The 24,217-nt window shown below is 42.9% G+C and carries 20 protein-coding genes and 1 pseudogene; 14 read left to right on the top strand and 7 right to left on the bottom strand.

The window, feature by feature from the left end:
- The first annotated feature begins 53 nt into the window (after positions 1-53).
- The 3 genes from VA249_RS18095 (at position 54) to VA249_RS18085 (ending at position 1,809) form a co-directional block, all read left to right on the top strand.
- Positions 54-668, top strand: a complete 615-nt coding sequence (locus tag VA249_RS18095) for a glutathione S-transferase (RefSeq protein WP_221070046.1) — start codon at positions 54-56, stop codon at positions 666-668.
- Between the two features lie 252 nt (positions 669-920).
- On the top strand, positions 921-1,181 hold the full coding sequence (locus tag VA249_RS18090; RefSeq protein WP_211917101.1) for a hypothetical protein: 261 nt from the start codon (positions 921-923) through the stop codon (positions 1,179-1,181).
- Positions 1,182-1,248: 67 nt separating this feature from the next.
- On the top strand, positions 1,249-1,809 hold the full coding sequence (locus VA249_RS18085; protein WP_211917103.1) for a phosphohydrolase: 561 nt from the start codon (positions 1,249-1,251) through the stop codon (positions 1,807-1,809).
- 128 nt (positions 1,810-1,937) lie between these two features.
- Here the strand turns inward: VA249_RS18085 and VA249_RS18080 are convergent.
- A pseudogene (locus VA249_RS18080) lies at positions 1,938-3,406 on the bottom strand (AGE family epimerase/isomerase).
- A 356-nt stretch (positions 3,407-3,762) separates the two neighbouring features.
- On the opposite strand from VA249_RS18080, the gene VA249_RS18075 reads away from it, so the two are divergent.
- Positions 3,763-4,899, top strand: a complete 1,137-nt coding sequence (locus tag VA249_RS18075) for an AI-2E family transporter (protein ID WP_221070044.1) — start codon at positions 3,763-3,765, stop codon at positions 4,897-4,899.
- A gap of 84 nt (positions 4,900-4,983) precedes the next feature.
- On the opposite strand, the gene gltS is transcribed toward VA249_RS18075, so the two are convergent.
- Positions 4,984-6,183 (bottom strand): sodium/glutamate symporter, encoded by a 1,200-nt coding sequence (gene gltS, locus VA249_RS18070; protein WP_221070042.1) that lies wholly within the window; start codon positions 6,181-6,183, stop codon positions 4,984-4,986.
- 660 nt (positions 6,184-6,843) lie between these two features.
- Between gltS and VA249_RS18065 the strand changes: the two genes are divergently transcribed.
- The 4 genes from VA249_RS18065 (at position 6,844) to VA249_RS18050 (ending at position 13,810) form a co-directional block, all read left to right on the top strand.
- Complete coding sequence (locus VA249_RS18065) at positions 6,844-7,929, top strand: efflux RND transporter periplasmic adaptor subunit (protein WP_221070040.1); 1,086 nt, start codon at positions 6,844-6,846, stop codon at positions 7,927-7,929.
- A gap of 1 nt (position 7,930) precedes the next feature.
- Positions 7,931-10,999, top strand: coding sequence for an efflux RND transporter permease subunit (locus VA249_RS18060; RefSeq protein ID WP_221070038.1), 3,069 nt, complete (start codon positions 7,931-7,933; stop codon positions 10,997-10,999).
- A gap of 428 nt (positions 11,000-11,427) precedes the next feature.
- On the top strand, positions 11,428-12,720 hold the full coding sequence (locus VA249_RS18055; RefSeq protein ID WP_221070036.1) for a MipA/OmpV family protein: 1,293 nt from the start codon (positions 11,428-11,430) through the stop codon (positions 12,718-12,720).
- Between the two features lie 157 nt (positions 12,721-12,877).
- Positions 12,878-13,810, top strand: a complete 933-nt coding sequence (locus tag VA249_RS18050) for a LysR family transcriptional regulator (protein WP_221070034.1) — start codon at positions 12,878-12,880, stop codon at positions 13,808-13,810.
- 112 nt (positions 13,811-13,922) lie between these two features.
- Here the strand turns inward: VA249_RS18050 and VA249_RS18045 are convergent, their stop codons facing one another.
- Positions 13,923-14,876: a DUF2860 family protein gene (locus tag VA249_RS18045; protein WP_221070032.1), complete on the bottom strand. Its 954-nt coding sequence runs from the start codon at positions 14,874-14,876 to the stop codon at positions 13,923-13,925.
- A gap of 211 nt (positions 14,877-15,087) precedes the next feature.
- On the opposite strand from VA249_RS18045, the gene VA249_RS18040 reads away from it, so the two are divergent.
- Together VA249_RS18040 and VA249_RS18035 are read left to right on the top strand one after the other, a co-directional pair.
- Entirely contained in the window at positions 15,088-15,480 is a 393-nt protein-coding gene (locus tag VA249_RS18040) for a hypothetical protein (protein ID WP_221070031.1), read from the top strand.
- Positions 15,481-15,639: 159 nt separating this feature from the next.
- On the top strand, positions 15,640-16,101 hold the full coding sequence (locus VA249_RS18035; RefSeq protein ID WP_221070030.1) for a DUF3291 domain-containing protein: 462 nt from the start codon (positions 15,640-15,642) through the stop codon (positions 16,099-16,101).
- Positions 16,102-16,194: 93 nt separating this feature from the next.
- On the opposite strand, the gene VA249_RS18030 is transcribed toward VA249_RS18035, so the two are convergent.
- On the bottom strand, positions 16,195-17,796 hold the full coding sequence (locus VA249_RS18030) for a long-chain fatty acid--CoA ligase (RefSeq protein ID WP_221070028.1): 1,602 nt from the start codon (positions 17,794-17,796) through the stop codon (positions 16,195-16,197).
- Between the two features lie 372 nt (positions 17,797-18,168).
- On the opposite strand from VA249_RS18030, the gene VA249_RS18025 reads away from it, so the two are divergent.
- Complete coding sequence (locus tag VA249_RS18025) at positions 18,169-19,173, top strand: metal-dependent hydrolase (protein ID WP_221070026.1); 1,005 nt, start codon at positions 18,169-18,171, stop codon at positions 19,171-19,173.
- 11 nt (positions 19,174-19,184) lie between these two features.
- On the opposite strand, the gene VA249_RS18020 is transcribed toward VA249_RS18025, so the two are convergent.
- Positions 19,185-19,577, bottom strand: coding sequence for a hypothetical protein (locus VA249_RS18020; protein WP_221070024.1), 393 nt, complete (start codon positions 19,575-19,577; stop codon positions 19,185-19,187).
- Positions 19,578-19,816: 239 nt separating this feature from the next.
- Here VA249_RS18020 and VA249_RS18015 point away from each other — a divergent pair, with 239 nt between their 5' ends.
- Both VA249_RS18015 and VA249_RS18010 read left to right on the top strand, forming a co-directional pair.
- Complete coding sequence (locus tag VA249_RS18015) at positions 19,817-20,509, top strand: glutathione S-transferase (protein ID WP_221070022.1); 693 nt, start codon at positions 19,817-19,819, stop codon at positions 20,507-20,509.
- 205 nt (positions 20,510-20,714) lie between these two features.
- A complete protein-coding gene (locus VA249_RS18010; RefSeq protein ID WP_128812978.1) occupies positions 20,715-20,906 on the top strand; it encodes a hypothetical protein in 192 nt (63 codons plus the stop codon).
- A gap of 30 nt (positions 20,907-20,936) precedes the next feature.
- On the opposite strand, the gene VA249_RS18005 is transcribed toward VA249_RS18010, so the two are convergent.
- The gene (locus tag VA249_RS18005; RefSeq protein ID WP_221070021.1) at positions 20,937-21,554 is read right to left on the bottom strand and encodes an HAD family hydrolase; all 618 of its coding nucleotides are present in this window, start codon (positions 21,552-21,554) and stop codon (positions 20,937-20,939) included.
- 284 nt (positions 21,555-21,838) lie between these two features.
- Here VA249_RS18005 and VA249_RS18000 point away from each other — a divergent pair, with 284 nt between their 5' ends.
- On the top strand, positions 21,839-22,291 hold the full coding sequence (locus VA249_RS18000; RefSeq protein WP_221070019.1) for an exoribonuclease R: 453 nt from the start codon (positions 21,839-21,841) through the stop codon (positions 22,289-22,291).
- A 164-nt stretch (positions 22,292-22,455) separates the two neighbouring features.
- On the opposite strand, the gene VA249_RS17995 is transcribed toward VA249_RS18000, so the two are convergent.
- Positions 22,456-24,216: an ABC transporter ATP-binding protein/permease gene (locus VA249_RS17995; protein WP_221070017.1), complete on the bottom strand. Its 1,761-nt coding sequence runs from the start codon at positions 24,214-24,216 to the stop codon at positions 22,456-22,458.
- Position 24,217 lies beyond the last annotated feature (1 nt).

The raw sequence follows: 24,217 nt of genomic DNA, 5'->3' as shown, positions 1-24,217 counted from the left end.
CTTACTACAGTATAACCTAACCATTCAGTTAGAAAAAGACAAAAGGATGTGTAATGAAGCTCTATGAAACAGCAATAACGCCAAGTTGTAAGCGAGTTGGCATTTTTCTTAAGGAAATAGGTGGCGATGTCGATCGAATTTCGTTAAATGTGCGAGAGGGCGACAATCTATTGGAAGCGTTTAAAGCAAAAAGTGTGAACGGAAAAGTACCGGTATTGGAACTCGAGGATGGAACCACACTGTGTGAAAGTGTCGCCATTTGTCGATATTTAGATGATGTGTTTGAAAATGACCTTGCTCTGTTTGGTAACGGAGCACTGGAAATAGCTCAAGTAGAAATGTGGCATCGCATCGTAGAGTTTCAAGGGCTGTATACGGCATTTCAAGCACTAAGAAATATCACTGCCATTTATCAAGATCGTGAAAATTGCGTCTCTGCGTGGGGTGAAGAATCCAAGGCGCGTGTCGAGATGTTTTTGCCTACTTTGGATAAGCGTTTAGGTGAGAGTGACTATATTGCAGTAGACCGCTTTACCATTGTTGATATCACTGGGCACATCTTTGTCGCTTTTGCTATTAACGGCCTGAAATTGGATGTGCTAGAGAACTACCCAAATATCGCTCGTTGGTTCAAATTGGTCTCGGCGAGAGAATCATTTAACCTTTGAGAATACGCAAGTAGCCAATGCTAAATCGTTGGTTGCTTGCATTCTTTAGTACAGTTTAACTTATGTATTGAAATCCGATAACGCATGACACTTTCTCTTTTTTTTGTTTATTAACCTATAATTAGGTTTACAAGTTAATCAACCTCAAGCGACTTTAAAGACGTTTTAGAGTGCTGCACTCTTAGTCGGTAAACGTCCCAATCATCGTTGGCTTTGATAGAAATGAAAGCCACCCAATGACAAGGAGAGGTTATGCGAGTGAAAAGTCATACCATTAATGGCGTACTATCTGTGTTGCTCTTTGCTGCTGTGTGCGGTTTGATAGCCATGTATCAGAGCTACAGCCAGCAGCATCAACAAATTGAAACGCTTCGTGGGCAGTTAATAGAAAAAGAAAGCCAGATTGTTGTATCGAATGAGGCACTCTCTTACCGACGTTATCAGCATCAATTATTAGTTGAAGATTATGATCGATTTAGAAGTCAGCAGTCATCAAACAGCATGATTCGATAGCTTTGGTGTCGTTAACAATGCGCTCCGTAATCATTGTCTGGATAGGTGAAAGGAACACGAATCAAAGATGAATACGATAGATATCAAACTTGAACGCCCTCGCGTTGAATTTCTGTTTGCCAAATATAAAGAGCAGATAGGGGATGATTTCCCTGGTTATCGTAATCATGTTTATCGCGCCATTACCTATGCGATGCATTTTCTTGATAACGATGAGCAATTTGAACAGCTTGTCGAGACCGCGTTTGTCTATCATGACATTGGACTATGGACTGACCATCAACTGGCGTACCTTGAACCATCAGAAGCAACCGCGCTTGCTGATAACGACCATTTCCAATGGGGGCTTGATCAAGACGCACTTCGTGGAGCGATACATTGGCATCATAAAATTACGCCTTATAAAGGACCTCACCAAAAAGTGATTGAAGCTTGTCGAAAAGCCGACTGGATTGATGCATCTAAAGGAAAAGTACGTAAGGGGCTAAGTAAGGAAATGATTAAGCAAGTAGAGGCGGCATTTCCAAATTTAGGTTTTCATGACACCTTACTGCGGCTCGCGAAAGATTACGGTGGGTCAACCCTTGTTGGTGGGGTAAAAGTGACGCTTGGAATCGTCAAATGGTGAAATAAAAATGAAAGCGGCCAACGTTACAATATGTTGGCCATTGTCTTGTGAACCATGTTGTGAATCATCTACCCAAGCATCTTAAGGTTACTTGGGTATAGAGTGAAAAATGGCTTAGAGTGAAAGCATTAAGGCGTGATGTGGCTATAGGTGACAGATTCAATCACTCCTGTTTCAGTTTTATTTACGTCATTGATCTGCCCTTGGAAGTAATACGGAGTCAGCGTTGGTTGGTTAGCGTCCTTGATCGCGTAATACAGAGTGACCGGTGTTTTATTGAGTGAGCCAGATGCAATCGTTCCGACCAGAGCATGCTCAAATTGGTGGTAACCATTTCCCCAGTGAAATGCTTTGGTTGTTTTCGGGTTAAGCCCAACTCCGCCATATTGATGGTCGACCCAAACATCCATAAAAGTACGAGTCGTATAGGGCAATATGTTCCCAGCTACACCAGTATTCATCGCTAAAGTCATCGCCGCTTGGTCTAGCTCTGCCCATTCCCAAGAGGAGCTTCTATTCTTATTTGGTCTGCTCTGCCATCCTGGGATCGTGCCCCTTGCCATTGAGTCTGTAATGTTGAACTGAAAAATGGGCTTACTTGTGCAAATGGGACTTCATATTTCGCACGTTTCAAGGTGATCTTCATGCCTTGTTCTGCAAACGACTGCCAGTCTTGATTGTTAAGTAATTTGGCTGTCAGGTAGGTCATCCAATAAGCTTTGATCGTGTGTCCGAAATCATTATGCTTCGCATCGGGCTGCATCACCGCTTTATGGTGAATGGCGCCGTAGAATCGTTGCTCCGACTCCGAATGATAATGCTCAACTAATACCTTTGTTAACCAATTTAAATCCGCTAACCATTGCGCTTTGTGTGGTTCCGGTAATAAAGGGGCGACTAACAATAAGTACCCGTTGATTTGGTCTAACTGGGCGACGAGTTCGTGTTGCTTGGCACTTTGTTCATCACCATCCTGAAGCACCCATGCAAGTCCTACTTTGTCATCAATTTTGTAATGTTCAAAAATAAAGCGCTGTTGTTCAATCAGCGCATTTTCAACAACTGGATCGCGAGTGAGGTAGTAGTACATCGCCAAGCCTACTAGTGCGTAAGCTTGGTCCTGTGATGTACGTTGTGTCCATTTAAGTCCGGGATTGCCCTGTTTTGTGAATGAGACAAATCCCCCGTGTTCAGTATCACGCAGGTGTTCGATAAGGTAATACGCGCCTTGCTTAGCCAGTGCTAATGCTTTGGTATCGCCGGTTAAATGAAACAGCACACCATAGGCGTAGGTTTGGCGAGACTTCATGCGTGTATATTCACGGTCGAAGTGTGGCGTAATCCAACTGTGATTAAGTTCAGGACAAACATTATTTACGTCAAGCAAACTGCCATCATCACATCGAAAAGTCGGAAAGTTCCCAATAGGTACACCAAGGGCTTGTGTTTGCATCCAGTAGGGTGCCAATCCGCTTGAAGCATGAGTTAGCCAATCCTCAGTGATAGGAAAGCGAGCCTCTTGCTCAGCGAATGATGGAGAGGCAAAACACACAGACAAAGAACAAGCCAGCAGTAATGAACGAGCGGACAGGTGCATATGATAATCCATAAAAATTAAAGGGTTACTATATCGCGTTGTTATATGTACATACTGTGGATTCGGTTGGCTTTTTGTTGAGAGGGTAAGCAAAATCACGTGAAATTTAAAACTAGGTTCGTGAGCTAGAATGGAACATAGGTACAAAATGGGTGTGATTGCAAGCATCATTGTGAAGTTTGTCAGCACGCGACCAAGTATTCAAATAAAGTGATAGAAAAGTTAAGTAACTTATTGAATATATGCCGATATGTACTATTTTTAATATCGTGATTTGATAAAGGTTATGTTTAGTTACCGCGTGTCGTGGTACATCGTCTAATACTGTGTTGGATATAAACCAAAAGGATAAGCAGTTGAATAATTCAAATGAACATTTAGAGAAAATACTGTCAAAAGCGTTTACGGCTTCTCTGATCCGATTCTCGGTTATTACGTTTATTGTGATTGTCTGTTGTTGGGCGTTTTTACCATTTCTTCCAATCTTACTTTGGGCCTTGGTGCTAGCCATTGCGCTTTATCCTCTTAGTGAATTTATTCAAGCTAAATTGGGATGGACATCGGCGCGTTCAGCAACCGTGATTGCGCTTGTAGGGGTATTAATATTAGGTACACCAACCGCAATGGTCGGTAACTCTTTAGCTTCTAAAACACTTGGTGCATTCGATGCGTATAAAGAGGGGACATTGGTTATCAAGTCTCCAACTCAGGGCGTTAAAGAGTGGCCCGTCGTAGGAGAGAAACTGCATGCGGTATGGTTTGAAGCATCGAATGATTTGCCGCAGTTTATTGAAAAACGTCAACCACAGATGAAAGGCGCGTTGAGCTGGTTTGTGGATGCGGCAAGTGGCGCTGCAAAGAATGTATTCTTGCTGATTGGAGCAATAATTATCGCCGGTATCATGTTGGCGTGGGCAGAACCAGCGGCCAAATCCATTCGCAAAATCTTTATCAGCTTCTCGGATGAAGCCAAGGGCCCTGAGCTACACGAGCTGACCACCGCTACCATCAGACAAGTCGCAGTGGGCATTATTGGTATCGCATTTTTAACCGCGATGATATTTGGTGCTGTTGTTGCCTTGTCTGGTGTGCCAGCCGCTGCGTTATTTACCGTTGTAGCATTGGTATTCGCGATTGTTCAATTACCCGTCACTATCATTGCGCTAGTTGCAGTTGGCTTATTATGGTCTGGTGATGGTGGTACAGTGCACAATGCGATTTTTTCCATATTATTGATTGTTGCGAGTTTAGTGGACAACTTTTTAAAACCAATGATCTTAGGCCGAGGATTGGAAGTGCCGATGCCAATTGTTCTTATCGGTGCTATTGGCGGTATGATGTCGGGCGGTATTTTGGGTATGTTTATTGGTGCTGCGTTCTTGGCAGCGGGATACCAAGTATTCATGAAATGGGTAGACGCAGAGACGCAAGAAGTCGCTGACGTTATTGAACGTGAGAAGTTAGAAGCCGATAAAAACCAACGTAAGCAATGATGCCATTTAACGTCCAAAAGACGGCCATAACTCGCCGTCTTTTGGTTTTTCTTCGATGATTGTGTTTGCAACCGCCCCTAACCATTAGATTCCAAGAGAAATAAACGCATTGATGATCAGCGCGTTGGCGATATCAATAAAGAAACCACAAACGAGAGGCACAATGATAAAGGCTTTATGTGCGGCACCATATTGCTGCGTCACGGCGGTCATATTGACGATAGCTGTCGCGGTTGAGCCGAGAGTAATGCCACCAAAGCCTGAGCCTATCACTGCTGCTTCGTAGTCTTTCCCCATAAAACGGAATACCACCCAAATCGTAAATACGATGGAGAGCATGACCTGGAAAAACATCACTGTCGCCAAAAATACAATCGTACTCTGGAGTTGCCATAACTGCAGTCCCATCAACGCCATGGTTAAGAACATACCTAAACATATGTCTGAGATAAGCGCATGACCCTGCTGGGCATTTTTACTTTTTTCTTTACGTAATAGGAGTGACTTACCATTCCCAATGATGATACCCGCAACTAAACATGCGACGAACATTGGTAGCTGTAAACCAACGGCTTCAAATCCAATATTGATGAAATAGCCAAATATTAAACTCAGGTTGAGCATTAACCACGCGTACAAGTATCCAAAGTGGTCGAGCTTCGTGGTTTCGGTGTGGCACACACCAATATCTAAGTTGTGATCGTCGTTAGGTGTCAGTTTATGTCGTTTTATTAAGTAGTTTGCAATTGGGCCCCCAACCAAACATGCAGAAATTAGCCCTAGCGTATTTGCGGCAAGGCCGACTTCAGCAGCACTATCTAGACCCATTTCAGCAAAGGTTGGTGACCAAGCCATGGTGGTGCCGACGCCCCCAATTAATGAGATGGAACCAGCCATTAATCCTAATAAAGGCTCTAAACCAAAGAGTGATGCGACGCTAATACCAATCACGTTTTGCAGTACGATATAGATAATAGCCAGTAGGGTGAGAATAAGCAGCGGTTTGCCACCAGAAATAAGTGTTTTGAAGCTCGCACTTAAGCCGATACCAGCGAAGAAATAGAGTAACAATGTATCTCGAATCGCGAGGTCGAATTCTATAGTGACATCAAACAGTGAATAGGCAACGGCAACAACCGCAGCACAAATAAAGCCACCAATAACAGGCTCTGGAATACTGTATTTTTGTAAAACCTTGTATCGCATCGTTGCGAACTTACCAATGAACAACAATACGATAGCAAGCGTGAAAGATATAAAACTGTCAATTTGTATTGCTTGCATGATTTATTTACCGAGTCGGAAGTGAATGGAATAAGAGAATTATGCTAACTGGCGTATGAGTGCGATAAAGAACATTAAGTAGGTGATAAATATTATGAGGGCAGGGAAATAACCTTTCATGTTGTTCTCCAGTTGTTATGCTGGAGATAGTTTGTCGTAAGTATGGGTGAATTTATACGAATAGGAGTTATTCAAATTTGATGGATAACGAGTCGGATGCGCCAAATATGAATATCTCTAACCCATAGTCATACCGTAAGTTATTCATTTATTGTAGACCTGACCTTAGATTTATTAACGAAAAGGAGTGGCACATGAAATACATAAAGAACCTTGTCTCCACTTTAGCATCATTGAATTATTACAGTAGCAGCAGTGATTTACTCGATGATCATTCAACACCCAGCTATCTAAAATACGTTTCCGAACATGCCTCAATACCACCTATACTTGATGATGACTTATTAAAAGACGGTGTCGACAACCATTTATGTAATGAATTGAAGGTGCAGAATTCTGATAGTGCAAAAATGAATAACTCTTACCCGTCGAGATAAATTTTGAGTTCGGTAGACTAATTAGTAGAAGGAAAATCAATAGGGATGGATAGCGTGGAACAACACGCAATATATCGATGATTCAGTTAATTTGGAGATGGTTGTGAAAAACTCGAACACTTTAAACTTGCAGAAATTACGCCCAATGGCAATGGCGCTAGCAATGTCAGCATCAGTCTTGTTAGCAGGGTGTAAATCTGAAGATGTAAAGATGGTTTCTGAGCCCGTTATTCGTCCTGTGTTGGTTGAAGTTACTTCCGATAACGGAGTGGCTGATTTGTCATTCAATGGTACGGTTTATTCGTCAAACCGTGTTGATCTTTCTTTTCGAACCAGTGGCCGTATTGTAGAGATGTTGGTGAAAGAGGGCGATGTTGTTGAACAGGATCAATTGATCGCTCGATTAGATTCAGTGGATGCAGAGCTTGCACTTACCGCTGCAAAAGTGGAGCGAGACAATGCGAGATCAGAATATCAACGCGGCAAGACACTGTTTGAAAATCGCCAGTCAATTTCTAAAAGCCAATTTGAAGAACTGACTTTACGCTTCAATCTTGCGCAGAATCGATATGAAGAAGCCATTCGACGTTTAGAAGATACCCATTTAAAGGCCCCTTTTTCTGGGGTGGTGAGCCGTACTTTTATTGACAATCATGTATTGGTTCAGAGTAACGAAGTCGTTTTATCTATGCATGATCTGAACCAATTGGAAGCGGTTATTCACGTTCCAGACAGTTTGATGACGCGCGATAGTGAAGAGAGTGAGGTGCTCGCTCAGTCAACCGTTGCACCGTATGAAACATTTACACTGACACTTAAAAAATACGAAACTGAGCCTGATGCTGTGACTGGTACTTACGCAGTGACCTTTGCTATTCACACGACAGAGGGGAGCCGTTTATTGCCGGGCATGAATGTGCATGTTTACTCTAACGGTGTGCAAAGTGGATCAAAATCCATACAGATCCCCCTGTCAGCTGTGAACCCTGACAACATGGGCAATCAATACGTTTGGGTGGTCGATCAGCAAAATAAGCTCCACAAACGTATCGTCGCGACAGGCAGTCTCAACGGTGAGCGTGTTCAAATAACATCGAACTTAAAACTAGGGGAGAAAGTGGTGGTTTCTGGGACGCAAAGTTTGAAAGAGGGTCTCGAAGTACGCCCTGAACTAGCAGAGGGTTACTAATATGAATATTGCGAAGTACACCATTGCAAAGAGAACCAGTGTTTGGGTGATGGTCGCACTAATGCTTATTGGCGGATACATTAGTTATCTAAAACTGGGACGATTTGAAGATCCAGAGTTTGTCATTCGCCAATCAGTGATAGTAACCCCTTATCCGGGAGCAACCGCTCAAGAAGTCGCGGATGAAGTGACTGATGTCATTGAGGGAGCGGCTCAATCATTACAAGAAGTGCTCGAAATTACCTCTGTTTCTAAGCAAGGCATTTCAGAAGTTACCGTTGAGATTAAGCGTGAGTTTTCTAAGACAGAAGCTGAGTTGCAACAGGTGTGGGATAAATTAAGAAGAAAGATAAGCGATGCTCAACGCTCGTTACCCCCGGGAGCCTCTTCTTCTATTGTTAACGATGATTTTGCCGACGTTTATGCCCAATTTTATGCGGTAACAGGTGATGGTTATACTGACAAGCAACTGCAAGACTATGTAGACACCTTGAGAAGAGAGCTTGTCCTTGTACCTGGCGTTGCGAAGACAGCAACATTTGCAGAGAAACAAGAAACCATTTTTGTTGAAATTTCAAATGAGCGTTTAGCTCAATTTGGAATGTCAGCACAACACGTTTATCAAGTACTTGAAAAGCAAAATGTTGTGACCGTTGCGGGGGCATTAGATACTGATGGTATGCGAGTTTCTGTAACACCAAGTGCAAACATCAGCTCTTTTGAACAGTTAAAATCACTTCAAATTGGCCTTGGCGACAATAACACCGTAATGCGTCTGCAAGACATCGCCAATGTCACTCGAGGTTACGAAGAGCCAGCATCGACATTGATGCGTTACAACGGCATGCGAGCGGTCGGTTTGGGTATTTCAAATGTGGCTGGTGGTAACGTTGTTGAAATGGGCGATGCAGTGAAAGCGCGTATTGCTGAACTGGAAGGGCAACGTCCACATGGGATTGAATTGCACGAAATCTCGATTCAATCAGATTCCGTTCGTGATTCCGTTTCTGACTTCATTAATAATCTAATCGCCGCAATTGTGATTGTTTTTGTGGTTCTACTTCTTTTCATGGGCGTAAGATCGGGTATTGTCATTGGTTTCGTACTTGCACTGACAGTGGCTGGTACTCTGATTGTCATGCTCATTGATGATATAGCCATGCAGCGGATTTCACTCGGCGCACTCATCATTGCTCTGGGCATGTTAGTGGATAACGCAATAGTCGTGACAGATGGCGTTATTACAAGGCTTCAAAAAAATCCAAATGCTGATAAGCAAACCGTAGTTAATGATATTGTCAACGAAACCAAGTGGCCTTTGCTTGGTGGCACGATTGTTGGTATCTGCGCTTTCAGTGCGATTGGTTTGTCACCATCAAATATGGGGGAATATGCGGGCTCGTTATTTTGGGTAATTTTGTATTCAATGTTTCTAAGTTGGGTGCTTGCCATTACCGTAACACCGTTACTTTGCCACGATTTTCTAAAAGTAAGCCAACACAAGAAAGATGAAGCACCAAGCAAACTGAGCCTAGGGTATAAATCGACGCTAGAGTGGGTATTGAATAACCAAAAGAAAGGTCTGGTGATAGTGGTCGTCGTCTTTATTGCTGGCGTGAAAATGTTCAGTTATGTTCCTCCTGGATTTATGCCAGAATCTCAAAGAGAACAGTTTGCGATTGATGTGTTTTTGCCGCAAGGAACGGACATTCGTACTACCGAACAAGTAATGCTCGAAATCGAACAAGACGTAAAAGCAAAGCAGGGCGTGAAAGACACGGTCAGCTTTATTGGCTCAGGTGGGCTGCGCTTTATGCTAACGTACTCCCCACAAGCGCAAAATACCAGCTATGCACAAATGTTGGTGGATGTAGATGATTTTAATCAGATTGAACCTTTGGTTGCAGAGTTACAAGAAGAACTCAGTGCTCAATATGAGCAAGCATCTATTAATGTTTGGAAGTTTATGTTGGGCCCTGGAGGGGGGAAAAAAATTGAAGTCGCGTTTAGCGGCCCAGACAGTGCGGTATTAAGACAGTTGGCTGAGCAAGCGAAACAATTGATGATAGAAACGCCGGAGTTGGTGGCTATTCAAGATGACTGGAGACAGCAAGTTCCGGTAGTAAAACCGATTTACGCATCTGAGAGAGCACAGCAATTTGGTTTAACAACACAAGAGCTTAATCAGGCGCTAGAACAATCCCTAGTAGGACAACGAGTAGGAATGTACCGTGAGGGCAATGATCTGGTTCCTATTGTTGTTAGAGCCCCAGAAAACGAGCGTACACATCAAAGAACGATTGAAAATACGCAAGTTTTTAGTTCGACTGCAGGACAATACTTACAAATAGCTCAGTTCGTTGACCGTGTTGATTTGGAGTGGCAAGACTCGATGCTTCGCCGTATTGACCGAGTGCCTACGATTATGGCACAAGCTGATCCGCGTTCTGGAATATTAACATCGGAAGCATTAGAGGCGGTGAAAGAAAAAATCGAAAGTATGCCTTTGCCTGTCGGTTACCAACTAGAATGGCACGGAGAATATAAAGATGCCAAAGAGGCGGATGAGGGCTTAATGATATCTGCACCTTATGGCTTTGCTGCAATGGTGTTGGCGGTTGTGTTCATGTTTAATGGTATCCGCCAAGCGCTCGTGATTTGGTGTACCGTACCTCTTGCTGTTCTTGGTGTTGCAATTGGTTTGGTGGTTTTCCAGACACCATTTGAGTTTATGGCAACCTTAGGGTTTCTGAGCTTAATCGGCATGATGGTCAAAAATGCCATTGTTCTGGTAGATCAGGCGGAGAAAGAAGTTCACAACGGGAAAATGCCTTATGATGCCATCATTGATGCCGCGATGAGTCGAGCTCGCCCTGTGATTTTGGGAGCAACAACGACGATTTTAGGTGTAGCGCCACTGCTAATTGACCCATTCTTTAAGAGTATGGCGGTGACAATTATGTTTGGTTTGCTCTTTGCTACGGTATTGACCTTGGTCGTCATTCCACTTAACTATGCGCTGTTTTTTAGAGTGAAACCTAAAGCGGTTGGAAGTACGCAAGCGGCATAATTATTTAACCACCGCGCTTGTTAAGCCTAAATAAACGAAAATGAAGCTCATCATTGATGGGCTTTTTTCGTATTTGCTTCTTTTTAAAAACACCTTATATACCCAAGCATCTTTAGGCGACTGGGTATTGTATTCTTACTAAAGGTGGATTGGTTATATAAATAGCGAGTACGTACATTTCGAGAAATAGAACAATGAATATTGGGATGAATTTTCAGAATTGAATATCTGTAATACATGTTGATAAGTTGGAGTGATGAATACAATAGAATGCGAAAGGACACAATAAGCCATGTCAGTGACATCGGCGGACATGTCAGGAGGGTAGAGGATTATCAATCGTGGTAAATAACTGGTCATTTTAGCTTGTGATAACGCTAATTCTGATCGCTTAACCGCTGTGATTGCACAATTGAAAAGAATGAAAGATGAAGCAAAAGTTAATATTACCTTTACTGTTTATTATGCCGTTATCTGTAGCGAGTGAGTTTGATTATTACGGTACTGAGCGAGAGGCGAATTGGGGTGTTGGTATTGGTGTGAGAAGTACTAACATGCCTTATAAAACCGATGGTCATACCGTTAATGATGTCATGCCTTTGCTTTTCTATAGCGGTGAGAATTTCTATCTTGATGGTGTAGCAGGGGGGTATCATCTCTTTCAAAGTGATCAATTCAGTTTCGATCTTGCTGCGCAGCTTCGTTTATTTGATATTCCACGTTACGCTCAAAACGCTATTCAAGCTTCACAGATTGACTTTGGTGGAAAGGCCACATGGCACTACTCTCCAGACATTGATATTAGTTTAGCGGCACTCAGCGATAATGATGGGCGTTGGTACTCCACCCTGACTGGGGATTACAAATTAGAAGGCAACAGCTGGGATGGTTCACTGTATGCGTCTTTACGAGCCAAATCTTCTCGATTTAATGATACGTACTATGGGCTGCAAATCGAAGACATCGGCTCCGGGTTTGATAGCCAAATCGGTGTTAAAGGTCGAGTTCAACTGTATCAAAACCTCTATGCTGTTGGTCATTTCGGTGCTACGTTTTTTGACCATGACACATACTCTAGTCAAACGATCGATTCTCATACTCAGTGGGAGGGGTATCTAGGGTTAGCGATGTTTGGCCGTGCATCTTCTTCACAGCCTAGTCTGCCTGATGGTGCGTATCTAAGGTTGGCGAGCGGGTTAGCTACGCAGTCCGGCCCTACCGACATCATTATGCTAGATAATGAAACGGATCCAGATAGGAACACGATGACATCGCTATTTTATGGTCATCCGTTGGCGGGAAGTGTGTTTGGTTTACCGTTGGATTTTTATCTAACGCCGGGTTATGTCTACCATCACAATTCAGATACACAGAATGCCTTTGATGAATACGTTCTTGCAATTAAAGCGTATTACACATTCGATTGGGCGGTGAGAACGCGACTAGGTTTTGCAGAGGGCATTTCTTACAGCACCAAGATCAGTCATATTGAAAGCAAAAATTTAACTGAAAAAGGCTATGAACCAAGTAAGTTGATGAACTATCTCGACTTTAGTGTTGATGTAAACATGGGTGACTTGCTGAGCAGAAATTCATTAAATAACTTGTGGTTAGGCTACAGCTTGCACCACCGATCCGGAATTTTTACCAGCAGCTCGGCTTTTGGCCGCATCAAGGGAGGGAGTGATTACAATTCTCTATACCTGCAATGGCATTTCTAATTTACCACTACGGTCATTGATATATAAATTTGTAGCCGCCAATCGGCGGCTTTCTTGTATGTTCTATTTGAGTTTGTATGTTTCCCATACAGTTCAGCATTGTTTTTTATGTTATGTTTATAAAAGAAGATGTTATGGAAAATGGGTAAAGTCATTTATGGAAAAAAATCTCGAGAGCTTGGATTTAAACTTGCTACGGTTATTGAAAATTGTTGTTGAAACACGCAATACGTCACTAGCTGCAGAAAAATTGGGCATTTCTCAAACCAGTGTGAGTCGAGGTATGGCCAAGCTTCGAGAAACATTTGGCGATCAATTGTTTATTCGCAAAGCGCATGGGGTAGAGCCGTCAGAGTTGGCTGAAAAACTCGCAGAAGCGGCAGAGCATATGTTAACCCCCTTCAATCAAGTTCTTGAGGCATACCAAGAATTCGACTCCCAAGAGTACACTGGCACGATAGTCATTGCGGTTGAACTGACATTGCTTGATGTATTTGGTAAAGGCCTGTTTAACGTATTGTCTGAGGCCCTGCCCAAAGCGAAGTTCAAAATAACCTATTGGCAGCATAACTCGTTACAAGAATTGTTAGACCGAGAGATTGACTACATTATTCATTATACTCTTTTCCCACTACCTCAAGATGTCTACACTCACCACCTGTCTGATATTGTTGTTAATCTTGTCGCGAGAAAAGATCATCCTATTCTGAGCAGAACTTCCGATTGGGATGAAGTGAAACACATTCCACGAGTAAAATATGCGACGGATTCGTCGCTCGCTAAGCACGATATGTATGATGAGCAAATTCTGGCAAGAGGCGTGGAGCCTAACATCGCTTTGGTCAGTCACAGTGTTCCTATTATGGTCGACAAATTGGTGCGGTCGGATGCTATGGCTTTTAGCAGCAGTTATCTATTGAAACATGATGATCGGTTGGCATGTTATCCATTGCCAGAGATGCCAGAACGAATTAAAACCATTGGTGTATCGGGAGGGTACTTGCAATCTAAGCGCGGTTATCCATTGAACCAGTGCTTGCATCAAGCGGTACAGAACTTTTTTAACTCAATTGTTCAGCCGGAACATTAAGTTTCTAAATCGACGAATCAAAAAAGCCTCTTTGCATCGGGGGAATACAAAAGAGGCTTTAAAAAGTGAATGAATTTTAAATTGCGGAATATATTTATTTGAACACGACTAATTAAAATTTGTAACTCACACCTACGGTTGCTAAATATTCTTCGTTTTTATAGAAGTTAATATTGGAATCGTTATAGTTCACACCAGCAAAGGAGACAAGGTTCCAGTTATCAAAACCAGCGATGTTCGCATATTCATACGCAACAAATAATTTGTGTCGATTATCTGAACGCGTTTTTCCATAAAGGGTGTTATAACCATCGTAATCACGATACGCATAGCTGCCCGTCACTGCCAAGGTATGAGCCTGATGCGTTAAGAAGTAAGTCATCTCAACTTCGTATTGGTCATAAGTTTCTGCTTTACCATCAGCATCATTGTGTAAGTAACCGATGCTAGTGCTTAATCCCATGTTCGGTGCAAAGTGAGTCAAATAACTGCCTTTTACATAATACATATCGCTATCACGTAGAAGCTCAGAGGCTTGAATACGCTCTTGGTCAACCTCTGTTGTTGCGTAAGCTGTATCGATTGAAAATCCAGAACCCGCGATGTTACTCACTTTTAGACGGTATGCATGGCCGTCAATATCGGTTTTGCTACGGCGCCCCTCTAAGTATGGGTTCTGCCATACTTCACCAGATAAGATGGTTGGTAAGTAAGCGACGTCAATTTGTGTGCCGTTACGCATGTCATATTGATAGCCGAGTTCAAAGGCAAGATCGCCAACCGCTAAATCGTCACGAGAAGTACCAATGTAAACACGGTGGTTACGGTCTTCACCTAAATCATAAGCAAGACTGCCGAGTGGGATGGCGACAACATCATCATTATGTGAGCCTTTCTTTGTGCGGTCTTTAAGTAGCGCATCACTCTCGGTACTTAAGTTGGAATTTGTCGACATGTATCCAGTTGCAAAAATAATTTCACCACTAAAGCGTGACGCGTCTAAAGCGAAAGCGCTTGCTGTGAATGAAGATAGGATTGCTGCGGTTAAAATGCTTTTCTTGTTCATGTTCGTATATCTCTCTGAATAATCATTATCCTTGTGTTTGACTTCATCCCTTTGACGAAAACTATATTAAATTTATTTTTAGATAATTATATGGGTAACAGTTATGCAGAATTGATTGCTGTGTTTTTTATTAAATGAATATCTCTTATTCATATCCATTTTTATGACGACAATATAACGTGAGTTCATGAGGCGTATATTGGAGAAAATCATGAATATTAGTGTAATGTTGACCGAAGAAAGATATCAAAGAACCATTTACCTTAATGATAGGCCGTACGATGTGCTCGATATTGGAGAGGGTAAGTGCTCAATCGTGATTGTTTTAGATTTACCGGAATACGTTGCAAATAATGAAGCGCCACATGTAAATCAAAGAACGATCATTGTCGATGTCTCTAAAATTCAGAATCATGAATCGTTAAAAAAATGGACAACGGAAGAGATACTGATGGAAGATTTACGTTTGTTGTTTGACGTATTTTGGTTAGATGATGTGGAGGTGAGATCTGAAGTTGATAGCATCAATATCAGTAAGGTTCAAAATGTAGTGAAAGCCCGAAATCATTTTCGAACCCTATTGAATTTTGAACACAAAGCTTAGACTGAAAATGTATATCATTCGCTCAAGCTCTGGTCATAGAATCGATGGCTTTTGCGTTGCATGTTTAATCTTAACGATAAGTAATGGCAATGGTGCTGCGAGAACCTCAAACGCTTGCTATAGTTGGTTTTTACATTCATAAACCAAGGATGGCATAGAATGAAGCTGGCGCAGTTAAACATCGCCCTTGCAAAATACCCTTTAGATGCACCAGAAATTAAAGAGTTTGTTGATAATCTGGAGCTGGTAAATGGCATTGCTGAAAACAGTGAGGGTTTTATCTGGCGGTTACAGGATGAATCGGGCGATGCAACCAGTATTCAGTTGTTTGATGACCCAAACATGATCGTTAATATGTCGGTTTGGGAGTCTGTTGATTCACTGAAAAACTTCATGTTTCGAACTCACCATCGCGACTTTATGCGAAGAAAAGGCGAGTGGTTCCATCGTCTTGCAGAAGATACTTACGTGCTTTGGTGGATTGAAGATGATCATACCCCAACATCGGAGGAAGCCTTAGCACGCCTCAATCACTTGAAACAACATGGTGATACACCTTACGCATTCACCTTTAAAACCAATTTCACGGCATCAGAAGTGCAAGAGCTAAAAGAGTTGTAGTGATGCTATTAAAAAACGCCGCCTTAAACATAAGGCGGCATATTTGCGGTAAGTCTATATAAGATAAGACAATCAGGTGAACAGATGATCAGCTTACAGGTGCAATCTGCGAAGCTCTTTTTTATCCACTTTACCAACACTGGTTTTCGCAATTTCGTCAACTAACATTACTTTCAGTAGTAGGGCTTCTCTGGCAAGAATGCCTTTGTTAATAAACTCTTTAGCGAAGCTGACCAGTTCTTTTTCGGTCACTTGCGTATCGGCTTTTAGCGTCACTAATGCAAGTGGAACTTCACCCCATTTGTTATGAGGCATGCCAATCACTGCGACTTCTGATACGGCTTGATGTTGGTGAAGAATATCTTCAAGTTCTAGTGAGCTGACCCATTCGCCGGATATCTTGATCATATCTTTCACGCGATCTGTGATTTTAATAAAGCCCTCGTTATCAATCGTGGCTACATCGCCAGTATGTAAATAACCGCCGCGCCAAAGCGCTTTTGAGTTCTTATTGTCTTTGTAGTAGCTCGGCGTTAGCCATGGCGCACGAACCACAATCTCACCGCTTGTTTCGCCATCGTGTGCGAGTTTTTGCATCTCTTCGTCGACAATGTGAGCTTCAACCAGTGCGACTTTTTTACCTGTTTTAGAGCGGTATTCCGCTTGTTGGTCGATATCGAGCTCCAACTGTTCTGGAGAGAGTTGAACGATAGAAAGAATTGGCCCACTTTCACTCATACCGTAACCAGCAAACACATCGATATTGCGTTCAAGTGCCGATTTACACAATGCTTTTGGCAGGGCAGCGCCGCCGATCACCACTTTCCAACCGGAAAAGTCGATGCTTTGAGATTTTGGTGAGCTTAGTAGCAAATGCAAAATAGTTGGTACGCAGTGAGAGAACGTTACCTTTTCTTGCTCAATCAAATTAAGCAGAACATCTGGTATGTACTTACCTGGGTAAACTTGTTTTACACCAAGCATCGTTGCCATATACGGAAGTCCCCAAGCATGAACGTGGAACATCGGGGTGATTGGCATGTAGATATCGCCTTGGTGCAAACGTCCTTGAACTGAGTTTGTCCCGATAGTGCTTAGGATGCCCAGCGTGTGAAGAACTAACTGACGGTGAGTGAAGTAAACGCCTTTCGGTAGGCCCGTTGTACCCGTGGTGTAAAAGGTCGTTGCAACGGTGTTTTCATCAAAGTCTGGAAAATTGAACTGCGCTTCTTCCTGCTCAAGAAGACGTTCGTACTCACATTCTTCGTTGTCACGCAGCACAACATAACGAGTCACCGTATCAATGCGGCCTTTAATTTGGTCCAGAATCGGCAAAAACTCTTCGTGGATCAATACAATGTCGTCTTCTGCATGATCAATAGTATAGAGGATCTGCTCAGGAGAAAGACGCACGTTAATCATGTGAAGCTTTGCGCCAATCATCGGGATCGCAAAGTAACATTCCAAATAACGGTGTGAGTCATAATCCATCACCGCGACAGTGTCACCTTTCTTAACGCCCATTTTTGTCAGAGCATTCGCAAACTGCTTCACACGGTCATGAAACGTTTTGTAGCTGTGGCGTCGATGATTGGCGTAGACAATTTCTTGTTCAGGGTTAAAAGCAACAGGTGAGAAAAGCAGATTCTTTATCAGTAGCTGATAGTTGGATGGATCATTAACGTATTGGTTCATGTTGGTTATTCGTTTATTTTGTGAATCTTCAAGCGCGCGTGACGTTAGGCGAGCTTATTAAAAGAACAGACGCGAGGCATCACGTGTTCTGATTGTTACAAATAGGATAGTGCTCAACCTGTACGTGGGTAAAGCTTTTCATCATAAAAGTGATAAGAAAGCAGTACATCTGAGATTGATTCTCGTGACTCAAATGGGCTTGCAAAGCGAAATGAAACATAATCTTTTACACTAGTAGATAGGCGCTTGTTTTTAATCGAGTTACCAAATGGCCTTTCTTAACCCAAATACGGATGATTTGAGGTAGAGAGTGTTCCGGTTTTTACTTTTAGCGTCTGGTAAGTGCCACTCATTGTTCTGAGAGCGTAAATTATGGATCCAATCACGCAAGGCTTAGTCGGTGCAACGCTGCCACAAGCGGTAGGGAAAAAACAGCATGTGCTGGTTGCTGGCGTTTTAGGCCTGCTTGCTGGCATGGCTCCAGATTTGGATGTATTCATCCGCTCATCGACGGATCCATTGCTTTTTTTAGAGTTCCATCGGCAATTTAGCCATTCACTCTTTTTCATTCCTATCGGTAGCCTCATTTGTGCGTTGGTCTTGCATCTCTTGTTCGCAAAAAAACGGGGACTGTCTTTCAAACAAACCTGGTTTTATTGCGCGCTTGGTTATAGCACACATGGCTTGTTGGATGCGTGTACCAGTTATGGGACTCAACTGTTTTGGCCATTAAACGATGTTCGTTATGCATGGAATACAGTCTCAGTGGTTGATCCTGCATTCTCTCTGCCAATTTTGGTGCTTATCATCGGAGGAACGTTGATGCGAAACCCTTGGCTGCCTCGGGTTGCATTAATGTGGGCATTGATCTACCTGGTGTTGGGAGCAAGCCAGAGAGACAAGGGTGAATCTGTAGGTTGGCAGTTAGCGAAAGCTCGTCAGCACTCGCCGGTTCGGTTAGAGGCAAAGCCCACGTTTGGTAATATCTTAGTTTGGAAAGTCATCTATGAAACGCCGGAGAATTACTATGTGGATGCAGTAAGAGTAGGGGCCTCCATCAAAACTTATTCAGGTGATACCATTCCAAAATTGGCGGTTGGAAGAGATTTTCCGTGGCTTGACCCTACATCCCAACAAGCGAAAGATATCGAACGGTTTCGTCACTTCTCAAACGACTATCTAGCCCAAGATCCTAACCACAAACTTCGCATTATCGACGTCCGTTACTCGATGATCCCAAATCGGATTGATGCATTATGGAGCATCCAACTTTCTCCGAATGTGACGGAAGACACCCACGTGAAGTATGCCACGCATCGAGATAACCGTGCAGAGTCCAGACAGATCTTCATCGATATGATTTTCGATTCTGATTGAGAAGCGTAATATCAAGCCGATTGAAAGTGCTTTATCAATGTTGGTTTCTTGGAAAAGAAGCGTTTGCTAAACCATGATTTGTATTGCCAACCGCGAGAAATAAGTCGTTTGGCCAAGTGTGCATTTTCGATAATTGCTACCTCAACACCTTGGTAATGGTGGGGATGAGCGTTAACGTAATCTATAAACGCTGTCAGAACGCCTTGTCCACGTACCGAGGGATCAAAGTGAACGGATACAATTGAAAAGCGTTGGCTACCAACAGGGCAACGGACATAGCAATACCCTAATGGGTGAGTGATGGTTTGCGAAAACTCCGGAAAAGGTCGACACTCGAAATCTTTTGAGAGCTCGTCATATTGGCAGCACAGATGACGAAGAAGATGTTTCGCTTTGTTGTTCATTCGAGCACCACCTCATATTCGATAACGTCTTTGATTTACCGAATATTTTAACCATAGGTAATCGCATAAAACGTGGTGAACTTAGGCAGCAGATATTTCCCTATTTAATGGCACAAATATATGTAACGTAAGAGTGTGAACTGAGGAGGGTTTTGATAGATAAGTAGTGTTAGCGTTCAGAAAAGTCCGCCACTATTGGTGTAGTCTTAATGTGAACGTTAATGTTTGATGGAGTTTAGATGGAAGACCATTTGTTGCCCATTCTATATTCACTGCACAATTGCCCTTATGCCATCCGAGCGAGATTTGCTGTGCTTAAGGGGCATCAAAAAGTTCGGATCCGCTCAATCAAGCTCGACAACAAGCCAAAAGAGATGTTAGACGCCTCGCCAAAGGGCAGTGTCCCGGTTTTAGTTTTCACTTCACAGGAGCAGCAAAACAGCCAAGACGAAAAGGAAACTCACGTCCTGGGAGAAAGTCTCGAGATCATGATTTGGGCATTGTCGATAAGTGACCCTGACAACCTATTGAGAGCGGATACCCCGCAAGCGCTGCCAACCATGCTTACGATAATAGAAGAGTTTGAGAATCACTTTGTTCCAGCACTCAATGCCTTTGGGTGTGCCAAACGCTATCATGAAAAAAACGCTTGTGAACTTCGCAATGCGTGCGAAATTGAACTTGCCAAGCTCGAAGTAAAGCTAAATGAGCACACGTTCTTGTTTTCGGCAGAAGAGAGTTTAGTCGACATCGCGCTGCTGCCATTTTTGCGTAAGTACGCTCGAATTGACAAACAGTGGTTTCGCAATAGCCCTTATCCTAAGTTAAAAGCGTGGTTGAACCGATATATCCAAAGCCCTCAGTTTTCCAAAGTAATGAAAAACTACAACTTGTGGTTAGATGAAAGAAAAGATCAATACTTTGGGGTGTGAGTTATTTTCGTCTTCGTAAGGCTTAGCGCCCGTTTATCCCAAATGTGCAACATTAGCTTACGGTCCTCTGGCGTCTGGTCGTATTGACCCTCACGCTTATCAAGCGCATCCTTTAACACTCACTCAGGGCATTATTTGCTTGTATTAAAGGCCGCGATTGATAACGGTAAGTTTTGTCAGCGCGTAAAGTTGAATGGTAGGTCGTATGAATAAAATTGTTATGTTGGTGATGGGGCTACTATTTACTAGCCGATTGTTTGCCAGCATTGTCCCACATGCTAGTCAACTTGAGCACGATGCACCAATTCTCATTCGTTCTATTCTGATCGTTGGTGTTGCAGGGGTTGTTATCTGGAAAGTGTGCCAGTATTTTCAGAAAAACAAATCCTCTGATTAAGGTAGCGTTAAGTTGACACACTGCTATTGATTAGAAGCTCAAACCCAACAACTTGAGCGCTTGTTCACATTGTTCTGAGTCACTGAACTGGATGGCAGACATTCCGACAGATTGTGCGCCCTCAACGTTGTAGGGCATGTCGTCAATAAACACAGTTTCTGAAGCCAAAAGATCAAAGCTGTTTAACAAGGTTTGATATATTTCTGGCTGAGGTTTTAATAGTCCAACTTCCGCAGATACGGTTACACCATCAAATAATGGCCAAAATTCATAAGTTGACTTCAAATAGGATACGATTTCATGAACGTTGTCTGTTAGCGCGTAAACATTGTAGCCAGCAGCTTTAATACGTTGAATCAACTCAATGGTACCGAAAATCAAAATTTGCGATTGTTTGACATAATAAAACAGCTTTTCGCATTCTAACTCTGATAATCCTAGCTCTTTTTGGTATTGAGATTTCGCTTCGTACTCCGTGATAAAGCCTTTGTTAAGCGCGAGCCAAGTTTCAGAATGAAAAATTGCTTTAGCCCGTTGTTCAGGTGACTCGCTATCCCCAAAGCTTAGTTTGATGATTTCTAGTGGAGCCCATCGAACGATAACGTTACCTACATCGAAAACGACATTTTTAATTTTATTTTTTTCCATTTCGTTATACCTGAGTTTTGTTTATCTATACCGTATTTAGCAGAATTCTAGGTCAATTAAAACTTACCGCTTCTGTCTATCAACAAATACTAATTCAGTGCCGTTGTAAAACCGGTTTTTGAGTTGTTGTGCTCAATCACATACACAGAAATACGCGATGTGAGATAAAAATGAAAGACGTTCGGTGGGAGTTTCGCAAAACGAATCACAATAAACAGTGGTAATTGAAGCCCCAATGCTTAGAATGCGCACACAGAAACTTATAACAGATGTAGAGTGATTTTATGCTTCGTGATTACACTTTCGATTGCCTTGTAACCATGCCTCGCCATGAGCTGGAAGAGTTTAGCGCTCGTATGATCAGTAAAATGGTTCCAGAAGATGTCATGAATGAGCTGTTTACTTTTGAACAAGAAGAAGTCGATAGCGAAGAACGTATGTTGACAGCACGACTTGATGCGATGCTGCGTATGACGGCAATCGCACTGAGTGAAATTCAGCAAGCGTTTGATGACTCAGAAAACGCAAAACAAAACAGCGAGAGAATGACCCGTCTAGTGCTTTGGCATTTCTATGCGATTTCATTCAATTTAGAAGAAGCAATCACGCTTGAAACCCACTGTGCGCAAGTAGAAAAGCTATTAGAAAACACACCAACAGACGTATTTTCTTGGGTGAAAACGTTGACAGAACTTCTGCACACTTACGCAGACATCAACGCAAAACAAAACCCATAAGACTCATCGTTTTCATGGGTGATTTAGTTTTGAGCGCTTAACTGCTGGTCAAAACGTGATAAAAAATAGAGGCGAGCCCATTGGGTTCGCCTTTGTTTGTTTGGTTATAACAACTTTGTTTTTTTGGTTATAACAATCTAGAAAGATCGGTTATTCATAGCACATTAGCCAAGGTGTTTAAATTGCAACGCGACCAGTCGCTGATACAGCTCACAGCTTTGCATTAAAGATTGATGGTTTCCGATATCGACAAGCTCGCCACCGTCTAATACCGCGATTTTATCCGCATGCTGAATGGTGGATAAGCGATGCGCAATGATCAAAGTTGTGCGTCCTTTCATTAAGGTTTCAAGTGCTTGTTGAACATGGTACTCACTTTCACTGTCTAGTGCGCTGGTGGCCTCATCAAGTAATAGAATTTTCGGATCTTTTAAGATCGCACGAGCGATCGCGATTCGTTGTTTTTGACCGCCGGAAAGCCTCACACCGCGCTCACCTAAAAAGCTGTGATAACCCTCAGGCAGTTTTTCGATAAACTCATGGGCATGGGCTTTTTTCGCCGCTTCAATCACTTGCTCGTCGGTGGCATCTGGATTGCCGTAACGGATATTGTGGAATACATCGTGGCTGAATAGAGCAGGTTGCTGTGGCACTAATGCCATTTGGCGACGAAGATCGTTAGGATCGAACTGACGAATATCTTCTCCTCCAAATAGTACTTGCCCTTGCTGCGGGTCGTAAAAACGTTGCAGCAATTCGAATAGTGTCGTTTTCCCCGCACCTGACGGGCCAACCAATGCCAACACTTTTCCTTGCTCTGCTGTAAGATTTAACCCTTTGATGGCAGGTTGGTCAGGGCGAGAGGGGTAGTTGAAGTTTACCGAGTCAAATCTCACTTCAGCAGGCATATCTTCGCTGATTGGCAAGAAATTGTCTGGTGCGCTGATATCGCTTTCTACTTGTAGAATTTCAATCAATCTTTCGGTTGCGCCTGCTGCTCTTTGTAATTCACCCAGCACTTCTGAAATGGTCGCAGTAGAAGAGGCAACCATAATGGCGTAAAACACAAACGCCGCCAGATCGCCCGCCGACATCTTACCTTGAATGACGTCACTGCCACCTACCCAAAGCATGCCTGCAATGGCGCTGAATACAATAACAATCACACCGGAAATCAGAATCGCACGTTGTTTCACTCGCTGCCTACCGACCTCGTAGGCCTTTTCTACCTCGATAGCAAACGCTGCTCTTTCATGTTGTTCTGAGCTAAAACTTTGTACGGTTTTAATGTGTTCAATGGCTTCGCCTGCGTAGCTGCCGACATCGGCCATGGTGTCTTGGCTTTGGCGAGATAGGGCACGTACGCGTCGACCGTAAACCAAAATAGGCACCAAAACAAAAGGCACAGAGGTAAGCACGATTAAGGTGAGCTTAAAATTGGTGGCGAATAACATAATGATGGCACCAATACACATTAACGCGCTGCGCATCGCCATAGAAAACGATGAACCAATGATGCTTTGCAGCAAGGTCGTGTCGGTGGTGAGGCGAGACATAATATCGCCGCTGCTGTTGGTCTCAAAGTAGCTAGGATGCAGGGTAATCACATGGTTAAACACCGCAAGACGAATGTCTGCGCTGACACGTTCGCCAACCGATGAAACAAGATAAAACCGAAAGAAAGTCCCGACGGCAATACACAGTGTCACACCGACAATAAACTGAATGGCACTAGTGAGTTCTTGCAACGATTGCTGAGCAAACCCTTGGTCAATCAGAATACGAACGCCATAACCCACCGACAACGTTAAGCTCGCTGTCGCAACCAGAGCCACTAAGGCGGCCGTTACTCGCCATTTATAAGGCGCAACAAAGGTGCTGAGTTTAAGGAGAATACCAAGGTTTTTGTTATTTTTACTGCTCATG

The organism is Vibrio alfacsensis (genome assembly GCF_019670485.1).
GTDB classification, from domain to species: Bacteria; Pseudomonadota; Gammaproteobacteria; order Enterobacterales; family Vibrionaceae; genus Vibrio; species Vibrio alfacsensis.
This window is presented reverse-complemented; position numbering and strand designations above follow the sequence as displayed.

Bases quoted from the DNA above. Each gene is read 5' to 3' on its own strand.
- VA249_RS18025 (WP_221070026.1), top strand. From the start codon at position 18,169: ATGGATCCAATCACGCAAGGCTTAGTCGGTGCAACGCTGCCACAAGCG.
- VA249_RS18030 (WP_221070028.1), bottom strand. From the start codon at position 17,796: ATGAACCAATACGTTAATGATCCATCCAACTATCAGCTACTGATAAAG.
- VA249_RS18040 (WP_221070031.1), top strand. From the start codon at position 15,088: ATGAATATTAGTGTAATGTTGACCGAAGAAAGATATCAAAGAACCATT.
- VA249_RS18035 (WP_221070030.1), top strand. From the start codon at position 15,640: ATGAAGCTGGCGCAGTTAAACATCGCCCTTGCAAAATACCCTTTAGAT.
- VA249_RS18095 (WP_221070046.1), top strand. From the start codon at position 54: ATGAAGCTCTATGAAACAGCAATAACGCCAAGTTGTAAGCGAGTTGGC.
- VA249_RS18055 (WP_221070036.1), top strand. From the start codon at position 11,428: ATGAAGCAAAAGTTAATATTACCTTTACTGTTTATTATGCCGTTATCT.
- VA249_RS18050 (WP_221070034.1), top strand. From the start codon at position 12,878: ATGGAAAAAAATCTCGAGAGCTTGGATTTAAACTTGCTACGGTTATTG.
- VA249_RS18020 (WP_221070024.1), bottom strand. From the start codon at position 19,577: ATGAACAACAAAGCGAAACATCTTCTTCGTCATCTGTGCTGCCAATAT.
- VA249_RS18005 (WP_221070021.1), bottom strand. From the start codon at position 21,554: ATGGAAAAAAATAAAATTAAAAATGTCGTTTTCGATGTAGGTAACGTT.
- VA249_RS18015 (WP_221070022.1), top strand. From the start codon at position 19,817: ATGGAAGACCATTTGTTGCCCATTCTATATTCACTGCACAATTGCCCT.
- gltS (WP_221070042.1), bottom strand. From the start codon at position 6,183: ATGCAAGCAATACAAATTGACAGTTTTATATCTTTCACGCTTGCTATC.
- VA249_RS18085 (WP_211917103.1), top strand. From the start codon at position 1,249: ATGAATACGATAGATATCAAACTTGAACGCCCTCGCGTTGAATTTCTG.
- VA249_RS18090 (WP_211917101.1), top strand. From the start codon at position 921: ATGCGAGTGAAAAGTCATACCATTAATGGCGTACTATCTGTGTTGCTC.
- VA249_RS18010 (WP_128812978.1), top strand. From the start codon at position 20,715: ATGAATAAAATTGTTATGTTGGTGATGGGGCTACTATTTACTAGCCGA.
- VA249_RS17995 (WP_221070017.1), bottom strand. From the start codon at position 24,216: ATGAGCAGTAAAAATAACAAAAACCTTGGTATTCTCCTTAAACTCAGC.
- VA249_RS18060 (WP_221070038.1), top strand. From the start codon at position 7,931: ATGAATATTGCGAAGTACACCATTGCAAAGAGAACCAGTGTTTGGGTG.
- VA249_RS18045 (WP_221070032.1), bottom strand. From the start codon at position 14,876: ATGAACAAGAAAAGCATTTTAACCGCAGCAATCCTATCTTCATTCACA.
- VA249_RS18000 (WP_221070019.1), top strand. From the start codon at position 21,839: ATGCTTCGTGATTACACTTTCGATTGCCTTGTAACCATGCCTCGCCAT.